8 protein-coding genes are annotated in these 23,113 nt (G+C 67.9%); 1 reads left to right on the top strand and 7 read right to left on the bottom strand.

All coding sequences use genetic code 11. The annotated features are described in order from the left end of the window. The first annotated feature begins 115 nt into the window (after positions 1 to 115). On the top strand, positions 116 to 676 hold the full coding sequence (locus tag ACWF99_RS25775) for a hypothetical protein (RefSeq protein WP_452537599.1): 561 nt from the start codon (positions 116 to 118) through the stop codon (positions 674 to 676). A 72-nt stretch (positions 677 to 748) separates the two neighbouring features. Here ACWF99_RS25775 and ACWF99_RS25770 read toward each other — a convergent pair whose 3' ends face one another. The 7 genes from ACWF99_RS25770 to ACWF99_RS25740 form a co-directional block, all read right to left on the bottom strand. Next, entirely contained in the window at positions 749 to 961 is a 213-nt protein-coding gene (locus ACWF99_RS25770; protein ID WP_378626646.1) for a tautomerase family protein, read from the bottom strand. A 96-nt stretch (positions 962 to 1,057) separates the two neighbouring features. Continuing rightward, positions 1,058 to 1,798, bottom strand: coding sequence for an SDR family NAD(P)-dependent oxidoreductase (locus tag ACWF99_RS25765; protein WP_378655453.1), 741 nt, complete (start codon positions 1,796 to 1,798; stop codon positions 1,058 to 1,060). A gap of 115 nt (positions 1,799 to 1,913) precedes the next feature. Continuing rightward, complete coding sequence (locus ACWF99_RS25760) at positions 1,914 to 2,504, bottom strand: TetR/AcrR family transcriptional regulator (RefSeq protein WP_378626644.1); 591 nt, start codon at positions 2,502 to 2,504, stop codon at positions 1,914 to 1,916. Between the two features lie 44 nt (positions 2,505 to 2,548). Then, on the bottom strand, positions 2,549 to 3,151 hold the full coding sequence (locus ACWF99_RS25755; RefSeq protein WP_378655448.1) for an energy-coupling factor transporter transmembrane component T family protein: 603 nt from the start codon (positions 3,149 to 3,151) through the stop codon (positions 2,549 to 2,551). Further along, a complete protein-coding gene (locus tag ACWF99_RS25750) occupies positions 3,148 to 3,828 on the bottom strand; it encodes an energy-coupling factor ABC transporter ATP-binding protein (protein ID WP_378626642.1) in 681 nt (226 codons plus the stop codon). Before ACWF99_RS25750 ends, ACWF99_RS25755 begins: the two co-directional genes overlap by 4 nt. A gap of 12 nt (positions 3,829 to 3,840) precedes the next feature. Continuing rightward, entirely contained in the window at positions 3,841 to 4,371 is a 531-nt protein-coding gene (locus ACWF99_RS25745; RefSeq protein ID WP_378628276.1) for a biotin transporter BioY, read from the bottom strand. A 219-nt stretch (positions 4,372 to 4,590) separates the two neighbouring features. After that, positions 4,591 to 22,737: an amino acid adenylation domain-containing protein gene (locus ACWF99_RS25740; RefSeq protein ID WP_452537611.1), complete on the bottom strand. Its 18,147-nt coding sequence runs from the start codon at positions 22,735 to 22,737 to the stop codon at positions 4,591 to 4,593. Positions 22,738 to 23,113 lie beyond the last annotated feature (376 nt).

The following is a 23,113-nucleotide window of genomic DNA, read 5'->3' as shown; positions in this document are numbered from 1 at the left end:
CCGCGACGCAGTATGCGTCGCGGCCCGCTGTCGTCGCCTCCGGCGAAAACGGCACAGGTGGCGCCGCCACTTGGCACGATGCGAGGACCGAGTTCCGACAGAATCGAGTCCGCCCATGAAGCCGACACCGTTGTCCGCGAACGGTCAGATGCCGGTCCACCGACCATCTGACCGACGTCCGCGCCTCGATGCCCTGTCCGCAGCGGGTATCGCCGCGTTCACGCAGCTGTTCACCGCGGCGCCGGAAACGACAGCGTCAGATTTCGGCCGGCTGACCGGCGATCTGGTGATGCGGTCCTTTCCCGCGACCGGCTCCCGGTTGCTCGGACCGCTGATGGACCGTCCCACCTACTTCTGGGTGGGCAAGTCCTTTCGTCACGTGGACGGCGGGATGGCATTCGGGCACAACATCTTCCGCCTGCTCGGCGGTATGCGGGCACTGAACTTCGTGGCAACGGTCGGCGCGTCCTCGGTCGACGGACGTGCGGCCGTGCGATTGGACTACGACGATCTCCGGGCCGGAAGGCCCGGTCCCGCCCACCGGATCTACGACGAGTTGCGCGAGATAGAACCGGGTCTGTGGCTGGGACCCAGCTACTTCAAGCGCGGTGCGAAACTGACGTCCATGGGCTGGTTCGCCCTGGACGCCTCGATCGAGTTCGACGGCCCACTGTGAGTCGGCCCCGCGCTCTCGCCCGGTGACGGTGCCCGAGCCGGGGCACTGAGCCGACGGCCCGGTACCGATAACTCACTCCGTGGCGGCGCGACGGGCGCGATACTCGGCGACGTTCACTCCACCGACACCCCAATCCGTCAGCGGCACTTCGTCGATCACGACATAAGTACTGTCGGGCGCCTTGCCGAGCACGTCGAAGAGCAGGTCGGTGACGCCTTTGATGAGCTGCGATTTCTGTTCCGGGGTGACGTTCTCGTCGGTGACCTTGATGTTCACGTACGGCATGAGCGTATCCTTTCGATGGGTGCAGCTCTCACAGGATGACCGGAGGTCGGGGCGCTGCGCACCCGAATCCGTTGCGTAGTAGCTCTTTTCGCTGATTCAGGCGGCTCGGCCGGAAACGAAGCCGCCGTCGACGGGCAGGATGTGGCCGGTGACGAACTGGGCGTCGGTGAGATACAGCACGGCCGCGGTGGTGTCGGCGACCTCGCCGATCCGGTTCAGCAGTGCCAGCGCGCCCGACGCGCGCTCGTCGCCGTCGCCGAACAGCGGCGTGCGGATGATGCCGGGGGCTACCGCGTTCACCCGGATTCCGGCGGAGGCGAGTTCGGCCGCCAGGCTGGTGGTGAGCGCGTGCACACCGCCTTTGCTGATGAGCGCGGCCGAGGCGGGCAGGCCGGCGAGGGCGTGGTCGATCAGAACCGTGCCGATGTTGACGATGCTGCCACCTTCGCCCTGGGCGAGCAGCTGTCGAACGACGGCCTGGGTGGTGAAGTAGGTGCCCTTGAGATTGCCGCCGAGGTAGCGATCGAGTTCGGCCTCGGTGACGTCGACGAACGGCGTGGCCCCGAAGACGCCCGCGCTGTTGATCAGCGCGTCGACTCGGCCGAACCGATCGAGCGCGGTGCGCACATACGCTGAACCCGTTGCGGGCGAGGCGATGTCACCGACCACGGCAGCCACCTGTTCGGGCGCGGCCAGCTCGGCGGCAACCTCTGCGAGCTTGTCCGCGTCGCGCCCGCCGAGAACGACGTTGTCGCCGCGGGCGACGAGAGCACGCGCGACATCACGCCCGATGCCGCTGGAACCACCGGTCACTATGACCGTCTTCGATGTGGACATGAACTGATCCTTTCAATAGATATACGACCGGTCGTCTTTTAATGGCGACCACAGGGGGCCGCCCCGAAGGCCGACGATGCTGATCAGATCGGCGCCGGATCGGCGCCGACGGGAGTTACGGCCGGAAGTAGTCGTCGAGCAGCCGGCGCAGACACTTGTCGAGCGGCTCGACGGTGCGGTCGATCTTCATCCGGATCACCGCACCCTCCCAGGATTCGAGCAGGAGATCGGCCAGATCCACGGCATCGATGTCGGCGCGCACGGTGCCCTGCGCCTGCGCCTCACCCAAGGCGCCGGCGATGCCGTCGCGCCAGACCGCCCAGGCATCCGACAGCGACTTCCGCAGCAGCTCACTGCCTTCCAGTTCCCCACCGAGGTTGGCGATCAGGCAGCCGCCGGTGTACTCGGAGGCGACGAAATCGTCGGTCAGGGTGGCGAAGAAGGCGCGGACACCGCTGAGCGGGTCCGGCGCCACGGCGAACGCGGCGGCGAGATTGCGCTGCACGCACTGCGAGTGATGCTCGATGACCGCCTGGGCGAAGCTCTCCTTGCTGTCGAAGTAGTTGTAGAACGAACCCTTCGGCACCCCGACCTTGTCGAGCACCTGCTTGATGCCGGTGCCGTGGTAGCCGTTGGACAGCAGGCCGACCGCGCCCTCCTCGATGAGTTGCGCTCTCGTGTCGTCGCTGCGCCGTGGTCGTGCCATGCGAGAACTATACGACCGGTCGTCTAGGAATGGCAAGGCCGACCTCAGTCGTCGTCGACCCCGCGTGCGGCCAGGGCTTCCCCCATCGCGTCGGCGGTCCGCAATGCCCGCACCAGCACGGGTGTGACCAGTGCGGTCGCCGACCACGACACCCCGCGCGCACGCCGTGCCTCGCCGACATCGTGGACGATCTGCGCCAGCAGCGGAACACACCGAATGGCCAGCGCCAGAAGCAGACCCACCCGCTCCGGGTTCACTCCGGCGCGACGCAGCGGGCCGAGCGCGCGAGTCAGCGCATCGAGCATGGCGCTCACCCGCGTGGTCACCGTGACCAGGGCCGCGAGAGCCACCGATACGAGCAACACCCCGCACACCACCACCGCCCGCGTCGGCGAGGTGGTGAGCAGCTGGAACACCCCGATGATCGCGGTCATCCACAGCACCGGGCGTACCTGGGCGAAGGCCACCCGCCAGGAGACGCGGGCGAGCGCGAACAAACCGGCCACCAGCGCCACGGCGACCAGCACACCGAGCGGCCCGCGAACGAACACCGTCATCGCCAGGATCGAACCGAGCAACAGCGCCAGCTTCACCCCCGCGGGCATCCGGTGCAGCGGCGAGTCGCCGGGGCAGTACAGGCCGATCATTCGATCAGGTGCCGATACGCGTCGATCGCCGCCACCGGCGCGCCGTCGAAAACGACGCAACCGTTGTCCAGCACCACGACTCGATCGAACCCGTCGAGCAGTCCGAGCTGGTGGGTCACCACGATCACCTGCTGATCGAGGGAGTTCAGCGCCTGCGAGACCCGCCGCGCGTTGCGCAGATCGAGCAGCGTGGTCGGTTCGTCGGCGACGATCACCTCGGGCTCACGGATCAGCGCCGAACCGATGGCCAGCAGCTGTTTCTGTCCGCCGGAGAGCAGGTGCGCCGGATGGTCGGTGTGCGCGGCGAGGCCGAAGCGGTCGAGCATCCGCTGGACCCGTGCGGCGATATCGGACTTGCTCAGACCGCTGCGGCGCAGCGAGAACGCGAGGTCCTCGGCGACCGTCGGCATCACGATCTGGGTATCGGGGTCGGTGAACACGAAGCCGACCTTGCGCCGCACCTGCGCGCCCTTACGGGCGACGTCGAGCCCGTCGACGGTGACGGTGCCGGTGGTCGGCTTCAGCAGTCCGTTGAGCATGCGGGCCAGCGTCGATTTGCCCGACCCGTTGGCGCCGATGAAGCCGACGCGGCGTTCGGTGATCCGCAGATCGATGTCGCGCAGCACGGTCCGGTCACCGAAACGGTGACCCACCGCCTCGACGACGATCTCGCTCACGACGCGCTGCGATCAGCCACGGATCAGCCCGGGATACGCGCGATGCACGCCCTTGGCGACGACCGTGGCGATCACGACCTTGGCGAGGTCACCCGGTACGAACGCGAAGTTGGTCGACACCGCCGCCCACGGGTCGAGATCGGTGCGTACCAGCAGTCCCGCGGTGCCGAACAGGTAGATGATCACGATGCCGCCGAGTGCGTTGATCAGCAGACCGAACACGATCGGATACTTCGGCAGGATCATCGCGGTCAACAACCCGATGACCAGCGTCGCCGGAATCCAGCCGATCAGGTACCCGGCGGTCGGCGAGGCCAGCGCGGTGAGTCCGGTGCGGCCACCGGACAGCAGCGGCAGCCCGATCATCGTCAACGCGATGAACACCGCCACCGCGGCCGTGCCCTTGCGCGCGCCCAGGATCGCACCGGTGAGGATCACCCCGAGCGTCTGCAGCGTGATCGGCACTCCGCTGAATCCGACGGTGATCGCGCCGGGGAGGCCGAGCGCGGCGATCAGGGCCGCGAACACCGCGATCTGCGCCATGTCCCGTGCGGTGAACGCGGTTGCCCACTTCGGGGACTTCTCGACTTCGGGCACGCAGACATCCTTCGCTACAGAATTGAACAACGTTCAAAATAGCAGGCGACCAGGTCGGCGCCGCAACCGGAACGACGCCGCCGCGGGCCGGCACCAGCTGAAGCCGCGGGGTGGGAGCACCCCCGGCGCGGACGGCTGACCGTGTCCTCGCGCGGGGCTATCCGGTCATCGATCCAGTCGCGCGTTGAGAATCCGGGCGATCTGGGCGATCGCATCCGGTTGGGTCATTTCGAGGTGGGCCGCGTCGATGTCGAAAATCGATATCTGGCCGCGGACCACCCGCGCCCATCCCTCGTGGCCCGCGGCATCGGATCGTCTGTCGCGTGTCGCGGTGAAATAGAGCATGTCGCTGTCCAAGACCGCGGGACGCCAGGCACCGGCTGCCCGGATCGCCAGGTTGTAGGCATCGGTCAGGCGCTGGATCCGGGCGGCGTCGATCCCGAGGCTGCTCCCCAGATGCCGTTCGATCAAGTCGGCGGCCTCCTCGGCAGTCGCATCGGGGTCGACGAAATCAAGGCCCATGACCGGGCCGAGATTGCTGATCAGCTCACCGGCCGTGACGGCGCGCAGCGTCGACGCGTCGACACCGCCCACTTCGGCGTCCAGCAGCGCCAGCAGCGCGACCTGTTCACCGGCGGCGCGCATCTCGACGGCGATGGCATGGGCGATCGCGCCACCCAGTGACCAGCCGAGAAGGTGATAGGGACCGTGTGGCTGGACCGCGCGAATCTCGTCGAAGTAGCGGGCGGCCATTTCCTCGATCGATGTCGGACCGGGGATCTCGCCGGCGATCTGTGGCGCCTGGATGCCGTAGATCGGTCGACCGTCGGAGAGGTAGTGGTCGAGGGTGCGATAACACCACGACAGGCCGACGGCCGGGTGGATGCAGAACAGTGGGGCTCGCTCACCACCGGTGCGGATCGGCAGCAGGGTGTCGAAGCCGGCATCGGCCCCGTCGGCGGCGGGACCGGAGCGGATTCTGGATTCGATCCGCTTCGCCAGGTCGGCCGGGCACGGGTCGGACAGCATCCAGCTGATCGGAACCTCGTAGTCGAGTTCCTTGCGCAACTCGCTCACCACCTGCACCGACTTCAGCGAGTTGCCGCCCAATGCGTAGAAGTCGTCGTCGGCGCCCACCCGATCCACGCCCAGTACCGTTCCGAAGGCCCGTGCGACCTCACCTTCCAGCCACGACGAGGGCTCCCGGAACTCCGCTACCGCGAGCACCGGCTCCGGTAGCCGCAGACGGTCCAGCTTGCCCGACGAGTGGAAGGCCACCGTGTCGAGCACCATCATCGTGGCGGGCACCATGTAGTCGGGCAGTTTGGTCGCCGCGTGCGCCGCCACCGCCGCGGTATCGACCGTGGCGCCCGCGGCAGGCACCAGGTAGCCGACGAGGTGCTCCATCGTGCCGATGGGGCGCACCACAGCGATCGCCCGCGCGACGCTGGGGTGCTCGGCGAGTACTGCCTCGATTTCGCCGAGTTCGATACGGAGGCCGCGCAGCTTCACCTGGAAATCGGTGCGGCCCAGGTAATCCAATTCGCCGTTGCGGCGCCAGCGCACCAGGTCGCCGGTGCGGTACAGGCGCCGGCCGTCACCGTACGGGTCGGGCACGAACCGTTCCGCGGTGAGGCCCGGACGTGACTGGTAGCCGCGCGCGAGCTGGGTGCCCGCCAGGTACAGCTCCCCGGCGACGCCGGGCGGTACCGGATGTAGCCGGTCGTCGAGTACGTACGCCCGCGTGTTCCACACCGGTGAGCCGATCGGCATGTTCGCGCTCTCGGCTTCGGTCAGCCGATGCGCGGTCGCGCACACAGTGCATTCGGTCGGCCCGTACAGATTGTGCAACGCGACCCCGGGCATTGTTCGCCGTGCCGCCGCCACCGTCTCGGGGTCGAATGCCTCACCGCCCACCAGGAGCGTGCGCACCGACTCGAGCGACCGCGCGGGCGCCATGTCCGCCAGTACCGCCAGCATCGACGGCACGAGCGCGGCGACCGTGACCCGCTGAGCGGCAATGGTTTCGGCGAGATAGGCCGGGTCGGTATGCCCGTACGCCCGCGCGATCACCAGCCGCGCGCCCACCGCCAGCGGCGCGAACAACTCCCACACCGACATGTCGAACGTAGCCGGGGACTTCAGCATCGCGACGTCGTTCGGCGTCAGCGCGTAGGTCTCGTTGACCCACCGCACCTGGTTGACCACCGAACAGTGCGATACCGCAACACCTTTCGGTCGACCGGTCGACCCCGAAGTGAAGATCACGTACGCGACATTGTGCGAGCGCAGCGGTGCGAGCCGATCGGCGTCGGTGACCGGCCCGTCATCGAATCCCGACAGCTCCAGCCCGTCGAGGGACGACAACTCCAGCACCGGTGCGGCGATGGACAGCATGTAGTCGATGCGGTCCGCCGGCAGGTCCGGATCAACCGGCACGTATCCGCCCCCGGCGGCGTGCACCGCGTAGACGGCGACGACCTGGTCCAGTGAACGCCGCATCCGCAGCGCCACCAACGACTCCGGCCCCACTCCGCAGGAGATCAACCACCGCGCCAACCGATTGACGCGGGACGCGAATTCCGCATAGGTCAATGTCTGCTCTCCGGCTGTCACCGCGGGCTGGTCCGCTCGCGCCTGCACGGAGTGGGCGAAGACGGAGGGCAGCGTCTCCTCCGGCTGGAGGCGGTGATCGGTCGAATTCCACTGCGTCAGGATGGTTTCCCGCTCATCGGCGCCGAGCAGATCCACCTCGCGCACCGGCTGTGTCGCATCGGTCACCAGTTCGCCGAGCAATCGCAGCAGGCGATCGACGATCGCTGTCGCTGTCGTGGCGTCGAACAGGTCGCTCGCGTAGATCACCCCGCCGCTGATGCCGGCCGGGTCACCGGCGGAGTCATAGGAATCCGACATCGTGATCAGCAGATCGAACAGTGCGAGGTCGGTGTCGGCCGTCGCGGCGGACGCCGAGAGCCCCGGAAGTTCGAACTGGGCCCCGCCGACGTTCTGGAACGCCAGCATCACCTGGAACAGCGGATGGTGGGCGTGCGACCGTACCGGATTCAGCTCCTGCACCAGGCGCTCGAACGGAACATCGGCATGCCCGAACGCGGCCAGATCGGTCCCCCGCTGGTGTTCGAGTAGCTCGGTGAACGTCATCCCCGGCGTCAACCGGGTCCGCAGCACCAGGGTGTTGACGAACATCCCGACCAGATCGTCGAGTTCGGGCTCGCCGCGTCCCGCGAACGGCGTGCCGATCGCTATATCGTCGGTATCGGCCAGCCGGGCCAGCGTGGCCGCCAGCGCAGCATGGAAGACCATGAACAGCGTCGTGTTGTGTGCTCGCGCGACCTGCTGCAATCCCGCATGCAGATCGGCGCCGACGGTGATCGGTACGCTCGCGCCCGCATGGGACTGCACGGGCGGACGCGGGCGGTCGGTCGGCAGCCCCAGCACCACCGGGAGCTCGGCCAACTCGCGCGTCCAGTAGTCGATCTGGGCACGGAGCAGCGACTCCGGATCGTCTTCGCCCCCCAGTACCGTCCGCTGCCAGATCGCGTAGTCGGCGTACTGCACCGGCAACGGCGGCCAACTCGGCGACTGCCCGAGCAGGCGAGCTGTGTACGCGGTCATCATGTCCCGTGCCAGCGGGCCCAGCGACGACCCGTCGCAGGCAATGTGATGCACCACCACGGCCAAGACCCACTCGTCCCGGCCGAGCTCGAACAACCGTGCCCGCACCGGCGCCTCGACCGTCACATCGAACACCGTCGAGACGAACGCCGACAACGATTCGGCCAGTTCCGGTTCCGCGACCGCGGTCACGGTGATCGGCGCAGAGGCGTCAGCGGCGGAAAGGACCACCTGCGACGGCTCGCCCTCGGCGTACGGGTATACGGTCCGCAGTACTTCGTGCCGATTCAGTACATCCTCGATCGCCGCACGCAACGCGTCGACATTCAGCTGACCGGACAGCCGTAGCACCATCGGAATGCTGTAGGCGGCAGAGCCGGGCTCGAGCCGGTTCAGGAACCACATCCGCTGCTGTGCGTACGACAGGGGAATTCGCTGCGGCCGCGGCTGCGCGGTCAGGGCTACCCGACCGGTATCGGCGTGCGATTCGGCGCGCGCGGCCAACCTCTCGACCGTCGGCGCTTCGAAGATCATCGACACCGGGATGGTCACATCGAGCGCGGCACCGATCCGCGCGGCTACCCGGGTGGCCACCAGGCTGTTGCCGCCGAGGTCGAAGAAGTCGTCGTCGGCGCCTACGGGACCATCGTTACCGAGGACGTCGGCGAATACGCCCGCCACTATTTCCTCCGCCGGTGACACCGGTGCCCGGAATCGCTTGACCTGGACGACGGGTGCGGGCAGGGCCGCGCGGTCGAGCTTTCCATTCGGCGACAGCGGGATCGCGTCGAGGATCATCACCGCGGCGGGCACCAGGTACGACGGCAGCGCCTCGACCAACGCCGCGCGCAACTGTTCGCCCGAGACGTTCGCGCCGGTTTCGGGCACCGCATAGGACACCAACTGTGCCGGACCGGTGCCCGCACGCCACGGCACCGTGACCGCGTAGGCCACCTCCGCCCGCGCGCTCAGCACCGCGTCGATCTCACCCAGCTCCACCCGGTAACCGCGGATCTTCACCTGGAAATCGTTGCGCCCCAAGAACTCAAGGTCGCCGCCGGTATTCCAGCGCACCACATCACCGGTCCGGTACATGCGGCTTCCCGGTTCCCCGAACGGATGCGCCACGAACCGCACCGCGTCGAGAGCCGCCCTGTTCAGGTATCCGCGCGCCAGCGCCGGACCCGCGAGATACAACTCTCCGGCCACCCCCACCGGCACCGGGCGCAGCCGGTCGTCCAGGACCAGCGCCTGTATTCCCGGCAGTGGAGCACCGATCGTCGGCCGATCATCCGGTCGCAGCGCGCGCGTCGCCGTGGCGAGCATCGTGGCCTCGGTCGGCCCGTACAGCACCTGGAACTTCCGGGCGCCCGCCACGTCGGTGCCCGCCCATCGGCTCACCAGATCCGCCGGGACCTCCTCACCACCGGACATCACCATCCGCAAGTCGTCGAGTCCGGCCGGATCCACCGACGCGAGCGCGGCCGGGGTGATGAAGGCGTGGGTGACCCGCTGCACGCGCAAGAACTCGGCCAGTTCGTCGCCGCCGTAGATCCCCGTCGGCGCCACGATCAGCGCGCCGGCTCGACTGGCCGCGATCAGGATCTCCATCACCGCGGCGTCGAACGACGGCGACGCGAAATGCAACACCCTGGACGTGTGCTGTAGCTCGCGGTCGGCGCGCCGCCCCGCGACGAAGCCGGCGATGCCGGAATGTGTGATGGCCACGCCCTTGGGCACTCCGGTGGATCCGGAGGTGAAGACGACGTAGGCGACATCCGAGGCCCGCAGCGGCCGCGTACGCTCGTCGTCGCCGATCGGGCCGCTCGCCGCCGCGTCGATCCGCGCGGCGACGGCCGGGTCGTCGAGCACGATCCAGTCCACCGAATCGGGCAGCTGGGCGCGCACCGACGACACCGTAACCCCCAGCGTCGCACCAGAATCCGACACCATCTGCTCGATCCGGCTATCGGGATAGCTCGGGTCGACCGGCACGTAAGGCGCACCCGACCGCACCACCGCCCACCACGCGACGACGGACTCCGTCGACCGCGCCGCTGCCACCAGCACCGGATTCTCCGGTCCGGCGCCACGGCGGATCAGCACCCTCGCCAGCCGGCTCGATCGTTCGTCCAGCTGCGCATACGACAGTGTGGCATCCCCCGCGACGACGGCGATACCGTCGCCGTTGTCCCGCACGGCCGAGGTGAACACCTCCGGCAGCAGTCCGGACGGCTCCAGCGCCGCCACGGTGTGCGCCCCGACCCGCGAGGTGAGCGCTGAGCACTCGCCGGCTTCCAGCCAGTCGATATCGCCGACTACCACGGCCGGATCGTCGGCGACGGCTTCCAGTACCCGCACCAGCCGCCGGACGATCGCCGCCGCGGTCGCCTCGTCGAACAGATCCCGGGCAAAGGTCAGCATCCCCGACATACCCTGCGCCACAGCGGCATTGCCGGATGAATCGGCCAGCACCAGTTGCAGATCGAACTGGATCGCCTCGGTATCCACCTCCGCCCGGGCAACCCGGACCTCGGGCAGCACCACTTCGATCGTCGACACGTTCTGGAACGCCAAGGCCACCTGGAACAACGGATGTCGTGCCGCCGATCGCTCCGGGTTCAACTCCTCCACGACCCGCTCGAACGGCACGTCCGCGTGCTCGAACGCCAGCAGGTCCGTCTGCCGGGTGCGCATCAGCAACTCGGCGAACGGCTCGCCCGTATCCACCCGGGTCCGCAATGCCAGCGTGTTCACGAACATCCCCACCAGGTCGTCCAGACCAGGCTCGCCCCGTCCCGCGACCGGGGTGCCGATCACCACGTCATCGCTGCTGCTGAGCCGCCCCAGCACCGCTGCCAGCGCCGCGTGCATCACCATGAACAGCGACGACCCTCTCGACCGTGCCAGCGCGACCAGCCGCTCGTGCAGCCTCGCATCGATCTCCACCGGTACCCGGCCTCCCGACAGCGATGCGACGGCCGGGCGTGGGCGGTCGGCCGGAAGTTCCAGCCGGTCCGGTGCGCCCGCGAGTGTCGAGCGCCAGAACTCCAGCTGCTCCGACATCAACGACGCCTGATCGTCCGCGGCCCCCAGCATCTGCCGTTGCCACCACGCGAAATCCGCGTACTGCACTGCGAGCGGCTCCCACAGCGGTGCCTGCCCGGCCAGTCGCGCGGCATACGCCACCATCACGTCACGGGCCAGTGGCCCCATCGACTGACCATCGCCCGCGATGTGATGGACCACGAGCACCAGCAGGAATTCTCCTGTGTCACTGTCGCGCTCGGTGCCGAGTTCGAACAATCCCACTCGTATCGGCACCCGGACGGTCACATCGAATCCACGCCGCACGAACTCGCCCACCACCTCCGGGACGGAATCCGCGGGCACTCGTACCGCCCGCACCGGCACCGCGGTCTCGTCGAGAACGACCTGGCGCGGCTCACCGGCGACTTCTGGATATATCGTCCGCAATACTTCGTGGCGCGCGACCACATCGGCGAGCGCGGCAGCCAGCGCTTCGGTGTCCAGCCGTCCCGACAGCCGCAGCATCACCGGAATGTTGTGCACCGCCGAATCCGGCTCCAACCGGTTCAGGAACCACATCCGCTGCTGTGCCAGCGACAGCGGCACGGAGTCGGGGTGCGCTCCCGGCAGCAGAGGCAACCGGCCCCCACCGCTGAGCGCCGCGACGAGACCGGCCAATCCGCCGACGGTCGGCTCCTCGAAAACCGACCGCACCGGTACCCGCGTATCCAGGGCAGCGCCCAGGCGCGCCACCACCATCGAGGCGCTCAGGGAGTCGCCGCCCAGCGCGAAGAAGTCGTCGTCGACTCCCACCCGGTCCACGTCGAGCACCTGCTCGAATGTCCGCGCGACCAGCTCTTCCACCCCTGGCGATGGCGCCCGGAATTCTCGCGTGACGGAAACCGGCTCGGGTAACCGATCGCGATCCAGCTTCCCGTTGACGGTCAGCGGCACCTCGTCCAGCACCATCACCGCGGACGGCACCATGTACCGGGGCAACACCTCGGCCAGTGCCGCACGCAACTGCTCGCCCGATACCTCCGCCTCCGGCGCAGCCACGACATAGGACACCAGCAGCACCGCTCGCCCGCCGTCGCGGCGCGGCACCGTGACCGCATACGCCACATCCGCCCGCGCGTCGAGCACCGCGTCGATCTCCCCCAGCTCGATCCTGGTGCCGTGCACCTTCACCTGAAAATCGTTGCGTCCCACGAACTCCAGGTCGCCATCGACGCCACGGCGCACCACGTCGCCGGTGCGGTACATGCGCTGACCCGGCTCCGCGAACGGGCAGGCGACGAACCGCGACGCGGTCAACCCCGTCCTGGCGGCGTACCCATCGGCCAGGCCGGGACCGAACAGATACAGCTCGCCCTCGACACCGTGTGGCACGGGCCGCAACCAGGTATCGAGAACGACGACCGCGACGGGGCCGACCGGCCTGCCGATCGTGATCGCGGCATCGGGCGCCAGTGCGTCGCTGGCGGTAGCCCAGATCGTGCTTTCGCTGGGCCCATAGAGATTGACCATGGTGCGATGCGGCGCCCACCGGTCGACCAGTTCCGGCCCGACCGCCTCACCGGCTGTTGCCAGCACACGCAGCCCCTCGAGACCGTCGCACGAGAGTGTCGCCAGCGCGGAGGGAGTGATCACCACGTGCGAGATATGTTCGCGCCCGATCAGATCCGCCAGCTCGGGTCCGGCGTAGACATCGGGAGGCGAGACGACCAGTCGGCCGCCTGAGCCGTGGGCCATCAACAACTCGAACACCGAGGCGTCGAAGCTGGGCGAGGCCACCTGCAGCACTACCGAGCTCGGGTCGACGCCCAGAATCCGCCGCTGCGCCGCGACGATGTCGGCCAGGCCGCGATGGCTGACGAGCACGCCCTTGGGCATACCGGTCGACCCGGAGGTGTAGCTCACGTACACGGTCTGATCCCGCCGAATCGGTCCGCCGCGTTCGGCATCGATGATCGGCACAGCGGGAACCGAATCCGCGTCGCCGAGCATCTGCTCCTGGTCGAGGAACAGCCAGTCGACGCCGTCGGGACGGTGAGTCCGGGCGGATGAGTCGGTCAGCCCGAGCACGGCTGCCGAATCCGACAGCAGAAAGTCGATCCGCTCCGATGGCAGGGTCGGATCTATCGGCAGGACCGCGGCACCGGTCTTCGCCACGGCCCACAGGGTCACCGTTGCCGCGAGGGATCGCGGAAGCACCGAGGCGACGACCTGTCCCCGACGGACGCCGTGCCGCAACAGGATCCGGGCCAGACGGGTGGATCGCTCGTCGAGTTGCCGGTACGTCATGGCGGTCGCACCGCATCGCACGGCGATCGCGGCGGGTTCGGCGGCAGCGCGAGCGGCGAGGATCCGGTCCAGCGTGTCCGGGATCGCCGGTCGCGCACCCGAAACCGGCCACGACGGCCCCGGTTCCTCGTCGAGCGGCAGCTCACCCAGCCGTACGTCGGCGTCGACGGCGACCCGGCCGAGCAACGCGACGAAGCGGTCGAGGATCCGGCGCGCCGCCGCGGCGCCGAACGCGTGGTCGTGGAAACGGAGGGTGATCCGCAGTGCCTGTGCTTGGCCGTGCGCGGACTGTTTCGGTGCCACGACCAGGCTCAACGGGTACGGCGTAGCGTCGACACCGCTGAGTTCGTCCACTCGCAGGCCCGCCGACTCGATGAGTTGCTGCAGTGCCGTCCGGTCGACGGGAAACGATTGGAAGGTGACGGCGGTGTCGAAGAGTTCGGGCAGACCGACGCTGCGGTGAATCTCGGGGAGGCCGATGTGGTGATGATCCAGCATGCGAGCGTGCCGCTCTTGTATGCCGGTCAGCAACTCGCGCACCGTCATGGTGGGGTCGAGCGGGACTCGCACGGGAATCGTGGTCAGGAACATGCCGAGCGTCTGATCGACCCGCGGCAACTCCGGTGGCCGTCCCGACACCGCGGATCCGAAGATCACATCGGTCTCACCGGTCAGTACCCGCAGATTCAGAGCCCAGGCCGCGGCGACCGCCGTATTGATGGTGACGGCCGACTCGGCCACCACTCGACGGAGTTCTCCGAAACGATCTGCCGTCAGCTCGGCCTCGATTTCGGCGGCGGACACCGAACCCGTCGCGAGCACGTCGCGGGACACCCGGGTGGGTGCGTCGACATCCGAAAAGGCCTGTGCCCATGCCGCCTTGGATGCGGCAGTGTCCTGCCGCCCCAGCCAGGACAGATAGTCGCGGTAGGAGGGTGCGGGTCCGGCGAAGTCGATATGGGCGGGAGACCCGTAGTAGTCGAGTAGTTCGCGCATCAGCAGCGGCATCGACCAGCCGTCCAGGATCACATGGTGATTCGTGACGAGCAGCCGGAAGGACCCCGCGTCGAGACGGATCAGCGTCAAGCGCAGCAGCGGCGGAGCCGACAGGTCGAATCCCGCCGCCGCGTCCGCTGCGGCGATCGTCGCGGCATCGGCCGGGAGTTCCGCGCCGCCGTCACCGGCGAGATCGATCTCCCGGAAGCCGATCTCGGCATGGTCGAGCACGATCTGGCGCGGCCCGCCCACGGTCTCCACGAAGGCGGCCCGCAGAATATCGTGCCGGTCGACCACGGCCTGCGCGGCACGGCGCAGGCGTTCACCGTCGACCTCGCCGGAAAATCCGATCATCGTCTGGACGGTGTAGTTGTCCCCGGCATCCGGATCGAACGTCGAGTGGAAATGCAGACCGGATTGCATGGGCGACAACGGCCAGACGTCGGACAGGCCGTGGTACTGCTGCTCGAGCCGATCGAGGTCGGATTGGGTGAGAGCGACGAGCGGAGAGTCCGAAACGCGTTCCACCGGCGGAGCCACATCGCCGCCGGCCATCGCGGCGAGGGCGGCAACTGTCTTGCCTTCGAAGACATCTCGCGGCGTGAGCGTGAGCCCGGCCGATCGCGCCAGCGCCACCAGTCGCATCGAGACGATACTGTCACCGCCGAGCGCGAAGAAATTGCTGTCGGCGGACACGGTGTCGAGATGGAGCACGTCGGCGAAGAGTCTCGCCATGACCTGTTCGGCATGCGTGGACGGCATTCTGCCGTCCGTGGCGTGGGAATCGAAAGCCCGCTGCCGCAGTGCTTTCCGATCGAGTTTTCCCGTGGGTGTGCGCGGCATCTCCTCCAGCTGCACGATCGCCGCGGGATTCATATAGCGAGGTAGTGTGCGCGAGAGATCGTCGCCGAGTGCCGCCACGTCTACCGCGGCGCCCGAGGGGGAGACGAAATAGGACACCAGAACCGGTTCGTCGGCAGGCCCCTTCACCACGACGGTCGCGACGCTCGCCACCTCCGGGTGCAGAGCCAGGTGAGCATCGATTTCCCCTGGCTCGATCCGCAGGCCGTGGATCTTGACCTGCTGATCGCCTCGGCCCAGATACTCCAGCGCCAGTCCGGCGCGACCGCGCACCCAGCGCACGGAATCACCGGTGCGGTAGATCCGTTCGCCGCGAACCGATCGCGGATCCGCGACGAAGCGCGACGCGGTCACGTCCGGTCGATCGACGTATCCGCGGGCAAGTCCGGGCCCACCGATATAGAGTTCGCCCACGACACCGACCGGCACCGGTCGCAGCCACCTGTCGAGAACCATCGCGGACGCGCCCCGGATCGGGCCGCCGATCGTCACCGGTTCGCCGGGCACCAGGGCGTCCGACCCCGTCGCCCAGATCGTGCACTCGGTCGGTCCGTAATGATTCATCAGCCGTCGACCGTGCCCCCACCGGTTCACGGTGTCCGGCTCGGTGGCTTCGCCGACGACCGCGAGCGATGTCAACGACGGCGTCCGCGTCGGATCCATGGTCTTCAGCACCGACGGGGTGATGATCGCGTGCGAAACCTGCTGCGATCGAAGCAATTCCTCGAGATCGGCGCCGGCGTACACCTCCGGCGGCGACACCACGAGACCGGCGCCACTACCGTGCGCCAACAGCAACTCCGACAAGCAGGCGTCGAAACCCGGCGACGCGACCTGCAGCACCACCGAACCCGGACCGACACCGAAGGCGTCGACCTGCGCCGAGACGAGGTCGGCCAGGCCGCGATGGCTGAGGTGGACCGCCTTCGGTTTACCGGTCGATCCGGACGTGTAGATCACGTATGCCGCGTTGTCGGCCGACAGCCGATCGCCCCCGGCCGAGATGTCGGACAGACGTGGTAGATCCTCGTCAGCATCCGAAGCCGTAGCGTCCAGTATCAACCAGTCGACAGTATCCGGAAGACTCGGCGCGACATCGCTGGTCGTCACGCCGAGACCGGTCCGGGAGTCGGACAGCAACTCCGCGATCCGCGCGGCGGGATTGCCGGGATCCAAGGGCAGGAAGGCGGCGCCTGCCTTCGCCACCGCCCAGATCGCGACCACCAGTTCAGCCGAACGGGGAACGGCCAACGCGACGATCGACTCGGCGCGAGCACCATGGCGGGCCAGCAGATGAGCGAACCGGTCGGCGCGGCGCTCGAGCTCACGATAGGTCCACGTGGTGTCACCGCTGCGCAGGGCCACAGCATCCGGATACCTGCGCGCGGTCCCCCACAGGATGTCGCGCAGCACGAGTTCCGCGGCGGGCGGCGCCTCGCTGCCGACCGAAAGCAGTTCCGCGCATTCGGAATCCCAGCAGGAGGAGATCGCGGCGACGTTGCGGGCGGGATACCTGACGATCTGCGTGAGAAGGAGTTCGAAGCGTTCGAGCAGCGTGCGGACCTCGTCCGAATCGAATCGATCGGTGGCGAACTTCAGCGTCACTGTGTAGGTGCTCGGCTCGTCGGCGGCATCCGATCGCCGGTCGCGACTCGACCGCGGCGGGGACACCTGCAAACTCAGTGGATACGGCGTGGCATCGTGTGCGTCGATCTCGACGAACCGCAAGCCCGCGTCGGACAGATCGCGCGCCAGCAGGTCCCGGTCGAGCGGATAGGACTCGAGCACCGTCGCGGTGTCGAACATATCGGTGATGCCGGTGGCCCGTTGCAGCTCCGCCAAGCCGACGTACTGGTGGTCCAGCATGGCGGCCTGCTCGGATTGCACGCGGACGAGCAGGTCTCCGACGGTTTCGCCGGGTTCGAGGCGGACTCGGACAGGCAGGGTGTTGACGAGAAGCCCGACCATGCGCTCGACATCCGGAATCTGCGGCGGGCGGTGCGCGATCGTATTGCCGAAGACCACGTCCGACCGTCCGGTCTGCGCCGCGACCAGCAGTGCCCACGCCACCTGCAGGGCCGTGTTGGCAGTGACGCCGTGTGAGCGGCCCAGATCGAGAAGCGCGGCGGTGGTCGCCGCGTCCAGGTTCAGGTCGACCTCACCGACGTGCGCGGCGACGGACCGATCCGGCCTGCCCGTGACCCGTGTCGGGCTGTCGATTCCGGCGAGCGCCTCCCGCCACGCGGCGGTTGCGGCATCACGATCCTGTGCCTGCAGCCACCGCAGATACTCTCGGTACGAACGTGGGGGCGCGAGCTCGGCGGTGTCGCCATCGGAGGTGTACAACGAGAGCAGTTCGTGGATCAGCAGCGGCATCGACCAGCCGTCGAGCACGAGGTGGTGGTTGGTGACCAGCAACTGGAAAGTGTCGACGCCGGTGCGCACGAGGTGGAAACGCACCAGCGGTGGACGGGCCGGGTCGAACGGAGCCACGGCCGCCGTCGCGAGTCGCCGAAGTGCTCGCGCCCGCCTGCCCGCATCGCTGATGCCGGCGAGATTCGACTCGCCCCACTCGACTTCGGTGTCGCGCAGGACGATCTGCCGTGGTCCGTCGACACTCTCGACGAACGCGGTCCGCAGGCTGTCGTGCCGGTCGATGAGCACCTGCGCGGCGCGGCGCATCCGCGCACCGTCCACCTGCCCGGCGAATGTCAGCGCCACCTGCACGATGTAGCCATCGTCGCCGTCGCGGTCGTAGATGGTGTGGAACAGCAGCCCGGTCTGCAAGGCGGTGAGCGGCCATACATCGATCATCGACGGGTATTTCCCCAGCCAGTGGTCGACATCGTCCTGCGAGACGGCGGTGAGCGGGAAGTCGGAGGGAGTGAAGCCGTAGCCGGTGTCGGATCGGACGTGATCGGCGAGTGCCCCCAGCGCGCGAGCCCACAGCCCGGTGAGCTCGTCGACCTCCTCGCCACCCACTACCTGCGAGGCGAACTCCCAGGTCACGTCGAGTTCGAGCCCGTCGCTTCCTTCCTCGGCGATCGCATTGACATCGAGCACGGCCGGCAGCGCCATCCCCGGATCGTTCGTCGCGGTCAGCGCGGTGAACTCGGTGGTGGGCGCCCAGGGCATCGATCGTTCACCGACACTCACCCGCCCGAGGTAGTTGAAGCTGATCTGAGGTTCGGGCAGGTCCGCGAGCTCGGCACTGCCCTGGGGATCGAGATGACGCAGCACCTGGTAGCCGATGCCGTTGCCCGGCACCGCCCGCAACTTCTCCTTCACCTGTTTGATCGCCAGCCCAGCACTCACGCCGCCGGCCAGCGCGTCATCGAGATCGACACCGTCCCAGTCGATCCGGACCGGGAAGCGTGTGGTGAACCAGCCCACGGTGCCGCTGAGATCGGCGCCCGGCACGGCCCGCTCCTCGCGGCCGTGTCCCTCCAGCGAGATCAACTCGCCCGCGGCCGCCGCGGTACCGCGCCTGCGCCGCCACTCACCGAGTGCCAATGCCAGCGCCGCGAGCAGCGGATCGTTGGCGCTGCAGTGGAAGCGATCCGGAATGGTGGTGAGAACCGCCTCGGTGACCGCTGCCGGGATGCGCTGATGGACCCGGCCCGCCGTGGCGCCGACGTCACAATCGGGAACCAGACGGCGCGATCCGAGTAGCTGATCACCCGGCGCGAGGACGTCCTTCCACCTGTCGAGTTCCGCCGACCGTCTGGCCGGTGCCCGCTCGACCAGGCCGTGCGCCCACCGCCGGAACGAGGTGGTGACCGGGCCGAAATCCGGTTCGCCGCCGGCGGAGATCTGCGACCAGGCCCGCGCGAGGTCGGCGAGGATGATGCGCCACGACACCACGTCGACGGCGAGATGGTGAATCACCAGCCACATCAGGTCCGGTCCCGAGCCGTCGCGATCCTGCATCCAGACGGCTTGAACGAGCACCCCCCGGCCCGGGTCCAATCGATCGGCGGCCTCCTGCAGGTGCCGGTCGACCTCGGCGGCGTCACGTCGATCGAGGCGAACATCGACGAGCGCGGCGTCCGGGTCGACCGCGTTCCGCTCGAGCACCTCGACGTAGCGATCAGCCGAATCGCCGCGCAATACCGCGCGCAGCATGTCGTGGCGGTCCAGCAGGGATCCCACTGCGCGCACGAGGCCCGCACGGTCGACCCCTTCGGGCAGTTGCACGAGCGCGGCCTGTGCGAATCGGTCGTAGTGACCCCGATCCAGCATTGCGCACATGATCGGCGACAACGGCATCGGTCCTTCGCCGCCTCCGGGCAACTCCGCCAACTCGGGCGTATCGCTCGCTGTCGTCGCCGTGGCCGCCAAGCCCGCAACGGTCTTGTGCACGAACACATCCTGGGTGGAGAAACTCAGGCCATCGGCTTTGGCCCGCGCCACCAGCTGGATCGACAGAATGCTGTCGCCGCCCAGGGCGAAGAAGCTGTCGTCCGCCCCGACGAGAGGCACGCCGAGCACCTCGGTGAACAGCCGTGCGACCGCCTTCTCCCGGGCGGTGGCCGGCGACCGGCCGACTGGCGCGGTCCCGAATTCCGGCTTCGGCAGAGCGCTGCGATCGAGCTTGCCGAACGCGTTCACCGGGAGGCTGTCCAACGCGATGATCACCGCCGGAACCATCTGCGGCGGCAGCGAATCACGGGCGAAGCGCTGGAGTTCGAGCGGTTCGATCCGACGGCCGCTGACCGGGACCACATACGACGCCAGCACGGTCGTGCCCGCGTTGTTGGGCACCGGCACCGTCACGGACAGATCCACGTCCTCGTGTGTGGTCAGCGCGGCGTCGATCTCACCCGGTTCGATCCGGTAGCCACGGATCTTGACCTGGAAGTCGCTGCGTCCCATCAATTCCAGCGTCATCTCGGCGTTGTCGCCGGTCCAGCGTGCGAGGTCGCCGGTGCGGTACATCCGCTCGCCGGCGCCGCCGTACGGATCCGCGACGAACCGGGCGGCGGTTTCGACGGACAGATGGCTGTATCCGCGGGCCAATCCCGGCCCGGCGAGATACAGCTCGCCCGCGGTGCCGTTCGGCACCGGTTGCAGCATTCGGTCCAGCACCATCGCCGCGACGCCACGAATGGGGCCACCGACCAGGTGGGCGTGGCCGGGTCTCAGCATGGCGCCGGCGGCGGTCACGGTGGCTTCGGTGGGACCGTATTCGTTGTACATGGACAGCGACGGCGCCCACCGCTCGATGACGTGCGGTGGACATACGTCGCCGCCGACCACGAGCACGCGCACGTCGGTCGCCGGATCCGGGTCCACGGTTGCCAGCATCGTGGGCGTGAGCGTCAGGTGGGTCACGTGCTCGTCGGCCAGCAGTCGCGTGAGCGGCTCGCCGCCGGTCACCTCGGGCGGCACGATCACCAGCGTGGATCCGCTCGCGAAGCAGGTCAGAAACTGTTCCATGGAGGCGTCGAAGCTGGGCGAGAGCGCATACGACACCCGAGCGGTCGTGTCGATTCCGTAGGTGGCGGCCCGGTCGGCAATCAGATTCGCGAGGCCGGTGTGCGTGACCTGGACGCCTTTCGGCGTTCCGGTGGATCCCGAGGTATAGGTGATGTAGGCGATATTGGACGGGCGCAGTGGCCGGATCCGGTCGTAGTCGGAGATCGGCCCGCTGCCGGCGCCGTCTTCCCCCAGGGTCGCGGGATCATCGAGAACCACACAACGCGTCGCCGGTGGGAGTTGGTCGCGCAGCTCGTCGATCGTGATCGCCACGGCCGCGCCGCTGTCGGCGACCATGTGTTCTACCCGCTTGCGCGGGTACTCGGGGGCCAGCTGGACGACCGCGGCCCCACATTTCGCGACCGCCCAGGTCGCCACGACGGATTCGACCGAGCGTCGCAGCATGATCGCCACCGCTGTGTCCGGGCCACAACCCAGCGCTGTCAGATGCCGGGCCAGCTGGGAGGATCTGTCGTCCAGCTCGCCGTAGGTCATCGTCTGTCCGGCCGAGGTGATCGCGCACGCACTGCGATTGCGGCGCGCGCTCTCGGTCAGAATCTCGGGAAGCAGCCGTGTTTCGACTCCGCTCGGCCCCCGCACTCGCGGCAGCGTGGACCGTTCGTGCACGTCGAGCAGTGACAATCCGCTGACCGGATATTCCGCTCCCCCGGCGAGGAACTCGTGCAGGAACATGCGGAATCGCCGGTGGTGACCAGCGAGCTCGTCCGGGGTGTAGGCATTCGGATTTCCCTGGAAGTCGATATGCGTACTGTCTTTGCCCGCACCCGGATAGATATTGACGAAAAGGTCGGCGGTAGGGCCCGAGGTGAGGACGTTCAGTCGGCCTGTCGTGTTGCCGAGCACCACCTCGTTCTCGATCAGCATCAGGTTCACAGCAGGCCCGAAGGACGCCGCCTCGTCGCGCGCGATCCCCATATCGTGGAATATGTCCTCCTGGCGGTAGCGCTGCCGCCGAAGTGCACTCGTCAACTCACTTTGCACCGCGGCGATCAGTTCACCGACGTTGCGGCCGGCCACCCGCACCCGCAGCGGGACCACGTTCGCCACCATCCCCCCGGAACGGCGCAGCACGGCGGAGTGCCGACCCGAAACCGGCAGGCTCAGCATTACTTCGTCGCTTCCGGTCATTCGCGCGAGATAGGCGGCGAATGCCGCGACGATGGTCGGAGCCACGCTCTGACCGTGTTCGAGCGCGACACTGTCGAGCAGCCGCGCGGTGGCGTCGGGCAGCTCTGTGCTGACCAGCGCCGGATGAATGGTGGGCTTGCCGACGCGACCGGCCAGGCTGACAGCGGGCGGCGCGCCTGCCAGATGCTCCAGCCAGTATCTGCGGTCGTTGTCGAAACGCGTCGAACCCCGGTACGCCAGATCCTGCTCGACGATGACCCCCAGGTCCTGCGCCGCGCACGATGCCGGTTCCTCGGACTTCACCCAAGCGTTGTACAACTCGGTCATCCGGTGCAGCATCGTTACCGCGGCGAATCCGTCGAGCGCGATGTGGTGCGCGCGCTGGTACCACAGGAAATGGTCCTCGCCGACCCGGAACACGATGCTCGTCACGAGGTCGTCGTTCAGCATGTCCAGCGGCGCGGAATAGTCCTGAGTCATCATCGCGCGGGCGGTCGCCACCGGATCGGTGTGATGGCGCAAGTCCATGACCGATACCGGACCTCCACGGTCCTCGTCGACGAACTGACAGGGCTCTCCGTCGACCTCGATCAGTCGCGTGTGTCCGGATCCGAACTCACGACTGGCGGTTCGGCAGGCCTCGGCAAGCAGCTCGGCGTCCACCTCGCCCGCGATCTCGACGTATTGGGCCACAGAAATCGGTGACGATTCCGTGAGATGCTGGGCAAACCAGATCCCCCGCTGCGCCGCCGTCAGCGGGAAGATTTCGAATGACGGGTGTCCACTGCCGTTGGAATCAGTGCCGGAACCGTTACCGGAATTCTTTTTTCGGGAATAACGGAATGAGCCGATTTCCAACCGCTTCGACCGGTCCTGACTGCCATCGACGCGACTCTTTCGGCCCATATCGACCTCCGTTCATACCGCTCACTTCAAGAGGTCGATTATATAGCCGCAAAGTTGCCGAATCAGATTTCCGGAACCTTTCAACATGGTCACGAACACAGGGAACGACGTTTAGGACACCGCCGTTGTGGCGATCGGCACCCCGACCAGGCCGACCCCTGGTCGACATCCTCTCCGATGGGCGGTCCCGGCCGTCCGCCCATAGTCGGATCGCCCGCGGAACATGCATCGGGTACCGAATTCAGCACGATTCGGAATCGATCCACAAAGGTCGCACAGACCCTTGCCGCACCGCTCCGATCGCTATACCGTGTCGTGGGGGCTGTGG

Source organism: Nocardia sp. NPDC055002 (assembly GCF_053608825.1).
This window is presented reverse-complemented; position numbering and strand designations above follow the sequence as displayed.

Excerpts from the sequence above, each read along its gene's own strand:
- ACWF99_RS25775 (WP_452537599.1), top strand. The coding sequence starts at position 116 with ATGAAGCCGACACCGTTGTCCGCGAACGGTCAGATGCCGGTCCACCGA.
- ACWF99_RS25770 (WP_378626646.1), bottom strand. The coding sequence starts at position 961 with ATGCCGTACGTGAACATCAAGGTCACCGACGAGAACGTCACCCCGGAA.
- ACWF99_RS25765 (WP_378655453.1), bottom strand. The coding sequence starts at position 1,798 with ATGTCCACATCGAAGACGGTCATAGTGACCGGTGGTTCCAGCGGCATC.
- ACWF99_RS25760 (WP_378626644.1), bottom strand. The coding sequence starts at position 2,504 with ATGGCACGACCACGGCGCAGCGACGACACGAGAGCGCAACTCATCGAG.
- ACWF99_RS25755 (WP_378655448.1), bottom strand. The coding sequence starts at position 3,151 with ATGATCGGCCTGTACTGCCCCGGCGACTCGCCGCTGCACCGGATGCCC.
- ACWF99_RS25745 (WP_378628276.1), bottom strand. The coding sequence starts at position 4,371 with ATGGCGCAGATCGCGGTGTTCGCGGCCCTGATCGCCGCGCTCGGCCTC.